The 8,732-nt window shown below is 55.4% G+C and carries 4 protein-coding genes and 3 pseudogenes; 6 read left to right on the top strand and 1 reads right to left on the bottom strand.

All coding sequences use genetic code 11. The features are described 5' to 3' along the window. The 5 genes and pseudogenes from yicI to CPT76_RS17255 all read left to right on the top strand — a co-directional run. Nucleotides 1–1,424: alpha-xylosidase (gene yicI, locus CPT76_RS17275; RefSeq protein WP_105443718.1), on the top strand; the 1,424-nt coding region annotated here is incomplete at its 5' end. Between the two features lie 203 nt (nucleotides 1,425–1,627). Continuing rightward, nucleotides 1,628–2,911, top strand: coding sequence for a bacillibactin exporter BcbE (bcbE, locus tag CPT76_RS17270; RefSeq protein WP_105443717.1), 1,284 nt, complete (start codon nucleotides 1,628–1,630; stop codon nucleotides 2,909–2,911). A 212-nt stretch (nucleotides 2,912–3,123) separates the two neighbouring features. Next, a pseudogene (locus CPT76_RS17265) lies at nucleotides 3,124–5,192 on the top strand (bifunctional aldolase/short-chain dehydrogenase). Between the two features lie 183 nt (nucleotides 5,193–5,375). Beyond that, nucleotides 5,376–5,990, top strand: a pseudogene (locus CPT76_RS17260) ((Fe-S)-binding protein); the annotation flags it as partial. Continuing rightward, nucleotides 5,980–6,744: pseudogene (locus CPT76_RS17255) on the top strand (ATP-binding domain-containing protein); the annotation flags it as partial. The pseudogenes CPT76_RS17260 and CPT76_RS17255, both read left to right, overlap by 11 nt. A gap of 39 nt (nucleotides 6,745–6,783) precedes the next feature. Here CPT76_RS17255 and CPT76_RS17250 read toward each other — a convergent pair. After that, the gene (locus CPT76_RS17250; protein WP_105443715.1) at nucleotides 6,784–7,698 is read right to left on the bottom strand and encodes an AraC family transcriptional regulator; all 915 of its coding nucleotides are present in this window, start codon (nucleotides 7,696–7,698) and stop codon (nucleotides 6,784–6,786) included. 119 nt (nucleotides 7,699–7,817) lie between these two features. Here CPT76_RS17250 and CPT76_RS17245 point away from each other — a divergent pair. Further along, a partial coding sequence (locus tag CPT76_RS17245) for a TIM-barrel domain-containing protein (protein ID WP_308737604.1) occupies nucleotides 7,818–8,732 on the top strand: 915 nt, incomplete at its 3' end.

Raw genomic sequence — 8,732 nt, 5'->3', positions numbered from 1 at the left:
TCTTCCACTTCGACTGCTTCTGGATGAAGGAATACCAGTGGTGCGATTTTGAGTGGGACAAGGACATGTTCCCGGATCCGGAAGGCATGCTTAGACGGCTGAAAGACAAGGGGCTGAAGATCTGCGCCTGGATCAACCCGTACATCGCGGAAAAATCGCACCTGTTCGATGAAGGCATGGAGAACGGTTACCTAGTGAAAACGCCGGACGGTTCTGTATGGCAGTGGGATTTGTGGCAGGCCGGCATGGGTCTGGTGGACTTCACGAATCCCGATGCGGTGAAATGGTACAAGAGCAAGCTCGAAGTGCTGATCGACCAGGGCGTCGACTGCTTCAAAACCGACTTCGGCGAAAGAATTCCAACCAACGTCGTTTATTTCGACGGATCCGATCCGGTGAAAATGCACAACTACTACACCTTCCTGTACAACAAGGCGGTATTTGAAGTGCTGGAAGACAAGCTGGGTAAAGGGGAAGCCGCTTTGTTCGCCCGTTCGGCCACGGTCGGCGGCCAGCAGTTCCCGGTTCACTGGGGCGGCGACTGCTCCGCAACGTACGAGTCGATGGCGGAGACGGTCCGCGGTGGCCTGTCGCTCGGCCTGTCCGGCTTCGGCTTCTGGAGCCATGACATCAGCGGCTTCGAAAATACGGCTCCGCCGGATATCTACAAGCGCTGGGTGCAGTTCGGCCTGCTCTCGTCCCACAGCCGCCTGCACGGCAGCACATCGTATCGGGTGCCGTGGCTGTTTGACGAAGAGGCGGTCGACGTGGTGCGCAAGTTCACGAAGCTGAAATGCAGCATCATGCCTTATCTCTACAACTCGGCGGTGGAATCCACGGAACGCGGCGTGCCGATGATGAGAGCCATGGTGCTGGAGTATCCGCAGGATCCGACCTGCTTTACGCTGGATACGCAGTACATGTTGGGCGATTCGATTCTGGTGGCGCCGATCTTCAATAAAGAAGGCGACGTCCAATATTATCTGCCGGAAGGCAAGTGGACGAACTATCTGACAGGCGAGGTGCTGGAAGGTAACCGGTGGTACAGCGAGAACCACGGATACATGACCCTGCCGATGATGATTAAGCCGAACACCCTCCTTGCGGTGGGTAAAGAAGACAGCAGACCGGACTATGATTATGCCGACGGCGTCTCGCTGCATCTGTTCGAGCTCGGCGACGGCGCTTCGGCGCAGGCCGACGTCGTGAATACGCTGGCCGAACAAGAGCTCAGTGTAACCGCATCCCGCAGCGGCAATATCATCGAAGTGAAGGCCTCCGGGGCCGGCAAGCCTTGGACGCTCGTGCTCCGCGGTATCGGCGAAGTGGCGTCTGTAGATCAGGGCACGGCGGCAAGCGGCGAACACGGTGCAGTCATTACACCTGCGGCCGGCGCTTCTTCCGTCACAATCACATTAAAGTAACGGGCTGCTGAGGCAGCTTAGGGATAGAACCGGACCGCAGATGGCTGCGGTCCGGTTTTTTAGAGATCAGAGCATTAGCGGTGTTTTAAGCCGAATCGAGGGGATGTAATTACCAAGCCTGAACTGGGAGCGCATGCATATCCGTGACTGAAAAGAACCACAATAGAACATGATTTATCATCGAACGTAAAGGTGGTTTTGTCATGGAAGACAAAAAATGGGATCTGGTGGCACTTGCCTCGATACCGCTTATTATGACGCTTGGCAATTCCATGTTAATTCCCATTTTGCCCGAGATATCGCAAAAGCTGCACGTCAACGCCTTTCAGGTTAGCATGCTGATCACGGTGTTTGGCGTTGTGGCGATCGTGCTGATTCCGATTGCGGGTTATTTATCGGACCGGTTCGGACGCAAAACCGTCATTATCCCCAGCTTGATTATTGCCGCGGCGGGAGGAGCGATATCGGGGGCAGCCGCCTGGTGGACGGACGGAGCCACCGCTTACTGGATTATTCTTGCGGGCAGATTCCTGCAGGGTATCGGTGCAGCTGGGGCTTTTCCGATCGTGCTCCCGCTTGTAGGCGATATGTTTGATGATGAAGACGATGTCAGCAAAAGCTTGGGGCTCATCGAAACTTCGAATACGTTCGGCAAAGTGGTCAGTCCGATTCTCGGATCCGCACTGGCTCTGCTGGTTTGGTTTTTGCCTTTTCTCGCGATCCCCGTTCTCTGCATCATTTCGCTGATCATGGTCGCTTTTTTAGTGAAAACGCCTAAGAAGAAAAACGAAAACAAAACGTCAATCAAGGAATTTTTGTCTGACACGAAGGACATTTTGCGTGAAAAAGGGCGATGGCTGTACGCCATTTTCGCCATTGGCGGGATCAGCATGTTTATTACGTTCGGCGTGCTGTTTTTTTTATCCGAGACGCTGGAAAGCAAATACGGCATGCACGGGATCGTAAAAGGCCTCGTGCTGGCGATTCCGCTGGCAGTGTTATGTCTGTGCTCGTTTATCGCCGGGAAAGTCATCGGCAAAAACAAAAAGCGTATGAAATGGACCGGCTTTGCAGGGATGGCGCTGCTGACTGCTGGACTGGTTATTGCCGGATTCAGCAGCCAGATTACGTTTCTCCTGATCTTTTTCTCGGTCTGCGGAGCAGGCATCGGCACCACCCTTCCCTGCATGGACGCACTGATCACCGAAGGGATTGAGGAAAAGCAGCGCGGAACGATCACTTCTCTATACAGCAGCATGAGGTATATCGGGGTATCTCTCGGCCCTCCGGTAGTATCCCTGCTCATGAAGAGCACCCACTGGATTCTGTTTGGTACGATGGCTGTGGTAGCGGCGATTGGCGTTCTGCTGACTCTGCTGGCCGTGAAGCCGAAGGAAAACAGCAGCAAGCCGGAGGATTCGGGCCGCAGCTCCCGAAGTAAGGGGCGGCGCGGAATCGGGTTGAGCAGACGGGTTGGTGCCCGCTGAGGGGGATCTTAGAATAATAAATGAATACGGATGAGGCCTGGCCCAATGAACGCGGCAGGTTCGGAAAATGTTTGCATTTTTCGGATCTGCTGCGTTTTTATTTGTTTTTCAGATGAAAAGGGGTATAAAAACAAAACAAGGTCTGCTATAATCAAACCAATACAAATGAAAACAAACAAAAACAAAAGAACTTATTGGAGGTTGTCCTTATAATGGTGCAAAATCGATGGAATTCCGATGAAGCTTCCCGGCAGAAAGCCGGCGTAGACCAGCTGGTGTACCGGTCCAACCTGATCGGCAGCGACCGCAGTGTCTGCAACTGGGGCGGTGGCAACACGTCGCTGAAGACGGTGGAGCAGGACTTTCGCGGCCGTGATGTGGAGGTCATGTGGGTAAAAGGGAGCGGTTCGGACCTGGCGACGATGAAAGCGCAGCATTTTACCGGCCTGCGGCTTGAGGATATTCGTCCGCTGATGGAGCGTGATGAAATGTCGGATGAGGAGATGGTGGCTTACCTGTCCCACTGCATGATCGACAGCAAGCATCCGAGAGCGTCGATCGAGACGCTGCTGCATGCATTCCTTCCGTATCCGCACGTCGACCATACCCACCCGGATGCGATTATCAGCTTGTGCTGCGCGGATAACGGCAAAGAAATCGCCCAAGAAATCTACGGGGATACGTTCGTATGGGTACCGTACATCCGTCCCGGGTTTACGCTGTCCAAAATGATCGCCGAAGGCGTCCGGAACAATCCGAATGCCCAGCTGGTGCTGATGGAGAAGCACGGTCTGGTGACATGGGGACAGACGTCCGAGGAATCTTACAACCAGACGATCGCCATGATCCAAAAAGCGGAAGCGTATATTGCCGCAAAAGTACAGGAAGAGAAGGTGTTTGGCGGGCAAAAGACGGAGGCGCTGGCGCCTGAGAAGCGCAAAGCCCTTCTGGCCGAAGTGCTGCCTGTGATCCGCGGCGCGGTTAGCGACAGCAAAAAAATGATCGTCACCTACGACGATGCCGAAGACGTGCTGCAGTTCGTCAACAGCCGTGACGCGAAGGAGCTCTCCCAGGTGGGAGCAGCCTGCCCGGATCACCTGGTACACACGAAGCGGGTTCCGCTGTATATCGACTGGGATCCGGCTAACGGTGATACCGTTTCCCTCAAAGCGGCGGTACGTCAAGGCGTCGAAGCCTATAAGGAAGAGTACAAGGCGTATTTTGAACGGACAAAAATGAGGGCGATGTCATGTCCGAGGCGGCTCCGCGCGTCATCCTCATTCCAGGGATCGGCATGGTCAACACCGGCAAGAGCCTGGATATGGCGGGGGTCAGCGGCGCTCTGTACCACCGGGCGATCGCGGTCATGAAAGGTTCTACGGCCTTGGGACAATTCGTATCCTTAAGCGAGAACGAATCCTACAACGTGGAATATTGGCCGCTTGAGCTTTACAAGCTGTCCCTGGCTCCGGCGGAAGCGGAGTTCTCCCGCAAGGTCGCCTTTATTACCGGCGGCGCAGGCGGCATCGGCAGCGAAACGGCGCGCCGCTTCGTGTCGGAGGGAGCTCACGTCGTCCTGGCCGACCTGAACCTGGAAGGCGCCGAACAGGTGGCCTCCGAGATCAATGCCAAATACGGCGAGGGCCGGGCTAAGGCTGTCAAGATGGACGTAACCCAGGAGGACATGGTCAGGGACGCTTTGGCCGAAACGGCTTTAACCTATGGCGGCGTGGACATCATCGTCAACAATGCCGGGCTGGCCACTTCGAGTCCGTTTGACGAAACCTCCCTGAAGGAATGGAATCTGAACATGAACGTCCTCGGCACGGGCTACTTCCTGGTAGCCAGAGAAGCGTTCAAGCAGATGAAGGAGCAGGGGATCGGCGGCAGCATGGTGTTCGTCGGCTCTAAAAATTCGGTGTATGCCGGCAAGAATGTGACGGCCTACAGCTCCGTCAAGGCGCTTGAAGCCCACCTGGCCCGCTGCATCGCGGCTGAGGGCGGAGAATATGGCATCCGGGTCAACACGATTTTACCGGATGCGATCCTGCAGGGATCGGCCATCTGGAACTCCAACTGGCGGAACGAGCGGGCCGCGGCCTACGGCATCGAGCCGGATCAGCTGGAAGAGCATTACCGCAAAAGAACGACGCTGCTGGTCAACATTTATCCGAAGGACGTGGCCGAAGGGATTGCCTACTTCGCTTCCTCCAAGTCGGAGAAGACGACCGGTTGCATGCTGACGATCGACGGCGGCGTACCGGCGGCGTTTACCCGGTAGGCAGTCGGTCTTACAGGGGAAACTGGCGCAGATTGCAGGACTGATAGAAGGGAGCAGGTACCAGCTGAACAGGCATGTTTGGCGGGAGCCGCTCCCTCTCTTGCCATAACACACGGCAGACACCGGCTCGCTGCCGGCGCTCTGCCAGACTTTTAAGGTTAACCGCAAAGGAGGTATTACACCGTGAAGGTTTCGCTATTCATTACCTGCATCAGCGACGCGCTGTTTCCGCCTATCGGCGAAGCGATGGCCCGCCTGCTGGCGCGGTACGGCGTCCGGCTCGATTTTCCGCAGGTGCAGACCTGCTGCGGCCAGCCGGCCTTTAACAGCGGCTATTGGGATGAAGCCAGAGCCTCGGCGCGGACGATTTTGGAAGCGTTTGACGACAGCGATTTTGTGATCGCCCCTTCGGGCTCCTGCACCGGCATGATCCATCATTATTACCCCAAGCTGTTTGAACATGAGCCTCAGCTTCAGGAAAAAGCGCTGGCGCTGAAGGAGAAGACGTACGAGTTCACCCAATTTCTCGTCCAGGTGCTGGGCGTGACGGATGTGGGGGCCGTTTTTCCCCATAGAGTTACCTATCACCCATCCTGCCACGGCTCACGGCTGCTCGGCATCAAAGACGAACCGATGCAGCTGATGGCCAGCGTCCAGGGGATGGAGTTGATTCCGCTCCCTTATGCGGAAGACTGCTGCGGCTTCGGCGGAACGTTCGCCATCAAGATGAGCGACATCTCTGGCGCGATGGTCGAAGAGAAAACCCAGCACGTGCTGGAGACGGAGGCCGAGGTGCTGGGTCGGGCTGCTGATGAAAGGCTTTCAGGTCAACAGCCTGATCCGGCACGTGTTCATCGACGAAGTTCAGGATTATTCACCGTTCCAGCTGGAATACCTCAAACGGCTGTTCCCGCGGGCGCGCATGACGGCGCTGGGCGACCTGAACCAGGGAATCTACCCGCATACCGGTGTGCTTGGCGGGAGTTTGGCGTCGCTGCAGGAGCTGTACGGCCCGGAAGAGACGGAGGTCATTTCGCTGACCCGCAGCTACCGTTCGACGTATGAGATCGTGGATTTTACCCGGAGCATGATGCCGGGCGGGGAAGCGATCGTGCCGTTTAACCGGAACGGGGAGAAGCCGCTCGTACGGGTTCAGCAGGACCGGGAAGAGCTTCATGACCGGATCGTCACGGACATTATGGAGCTGAACGCCAAAGGCTATGAGCACACGGCCATCATCTGCAAAACGGCGGAGGAGTCCGAGACGGTCTACGAAGCGCTGAAGGACCGCCTGCCGCTGAAAAAGATCACGAAAACGACCCCTTCCTTCGCTAATGGGACGCTGGTCATTCCATCCTACTTGGCAAAAGGGGTCGAGTTTGATGCGGTCATCATCTATGACGCGTCGGAAGGCGAATACAGCCGGGAGTCCGAACGGAAGCTGTTCTATACGGCCTGTACCCGGGCGATGCACCAGCTCCATGTATACAGCCTGGGCGAGCCCAGCCGCTTCATCACGGATGTGGCGGAAGATAAATACGTTTTGGCCTAGAGTCAGGATGGACCGGTAGTCCCGCCAAATCCGGCGGGTTCACACGGGTTCCGTCAGCACGTAAGCTTGTTCCTCGAACGGCTTCCGGTATTTGGACGGGGTACAGCCTTTATGATGCTTGAAGACGGTAATGAAGTAGCTGAGGTTGTCAAAGCCGACATCCATGGCGACCTCGACGATTTTTTTGTCGGTGTTCTCCAGCAGCTTACACGCCTTGAGCACCCGGTAATGGTTGACGTATTCCACCGGGCTCTTCTGGGTCATCTGTTTGAAAAAGCGGCAGAAATGCCCTTCGCTCATGTTGATCTGTCCCGCCAGCTCTTTGAGCTTAAGCGGCTCGGCGTAATGATCATGTATATAATGAAGCGCGGTCTTCAGCCGCTCCACCTTGTCATGGCTTCCGGTGGGGCGGCTTTTGCTGTTTTCACCCAGCGGCGCCTGGGCCGACAGCAAAGCGAAGATCCGGAGCAGATGCGCTTTCGTCGACAGCTCGTAAGCCGGCACTTTGGCTTCGTTTTCGCGGATAATCCGGTGGAGCGCGTCCAAAATATCCTTTTCCCATTCCGAGTTTCCGGTGATGTGCTGTCGCGGCATCAAGCTTTTTTTCATCAAGGGATCGATATATTTCTCCTGAATGATGTCAAAGTCTGGGCTGCTGAGCAGATCGGCGCTGAACACGACCGCTGAAAAGATGCACGGTTCTTCCGAGGCCAGCATCCCCGAGTGAATTTCCCCGCTGTTGACGAATAATGCTTCGCCTGCGCGGACCTCCACATACGTCATATCGAGCTGAAAGACGGCGCTGCCTTGATGCAGCACGATAAATTCCATTTCGTCATGCCAGTGGCAGTCCAGAATGCTCTGCCCGTTGAGCTGCTCGACCCTGGGGTAGATGCTGACGGGATACAGAGGATGCCCGTGCACGCGGTTCTCCCTGAGCGTTTCTCGATTCATATGATGTCACTTCCATTCCTAGCAAATATCAATATATTAATATATTTGGTCAAAATAACGTAAGAAATCTCTTCATTAGATCAATATTATTATAGTATAAACTCTAGGAGGGACGAAACATGAAATTCACGGACGGTTACTGGTTGATCCGGGAAGGCTACAACGTACAAAACCCTGCGGACATCCGCGATATTACCCATACAAGCGACTCCATGACGGTTTTCGCGGCGACAAAAATCATTGCGACCAAGGGCGACACGCTGAACGGTACGCTACTCAAGGCCGATTTCAGCTCCCCGATGCCGGATGTGATCCGCGTCAAGCTGTTTCATCATAAAGGGAAAATAAACAAAGGACCTGCGTTCGAATTGTTCCCAAGCGATACCGACGTGCAAATTTCGGTGGACGAAGAGACCGCGGTGCTGACCAGCGGCCAGCTGAGCGTGCAGGTCAACCGCAAGCAGGGCTGGAACATCGATTTCAACTATGCCGGCAAGCGGATTACCGGCAGCGGCTGGAGAGCCCCTGCGTATATCCAGGATCCGGATAAAAAAGCGTACTACCGCGAGCAGCTTGACCTGGGCGTCGGTGAGTATATCTACGGCCTCGGCGAACGCTTCACCCCGTTTGTAAAGAACGGCCAAGTGGTGGAAATCTGGAATGAGGACGGCGGCACGAGCAGCGAGCAGTCGTACAAAAACATTCCGTTTTATTTGTCCAGCAAGGGCTACGGCGTGTTCGTTAACCATCCGGAAAAGGTATCTTATGAGATTGCTTCTGAAAACGTATCCAGAGTTCAGTTCAGTGTCGAAGGCGAATATCTGGAATACTTCATTATCGGCGGCGCCACGCCGAAGGACGTGCTGGACAACTACACGAAGCTGACGGGCAAGCCTGCGCTTCCGCCAGCCTGGACATTCGGATTATGGCTGACGACATCCTTTACGACGGATTACGATGAAGCGACCGTCAACCACTTCGTGGACGGCATGGCCGAGCGCGATCTGCCGCTCTCCGTCTTCCACTTCGACTGC

This window comes from Paenibacillus sp. AR247 (genome assembly GCF_002968895.1).
GTDB classification, from domain to species: domain Bacteria; phylum Bacillota; class Bacilli; order Paenibacillales; family Paenibacillaceae; genus Paenibacillus_AQ; species Paenibacillus_AQ favisporus.
Note: the sequence above shows the minus strand (reverse complement) of the source record. Positions and strands in the feature narration are given on the sequence as shown.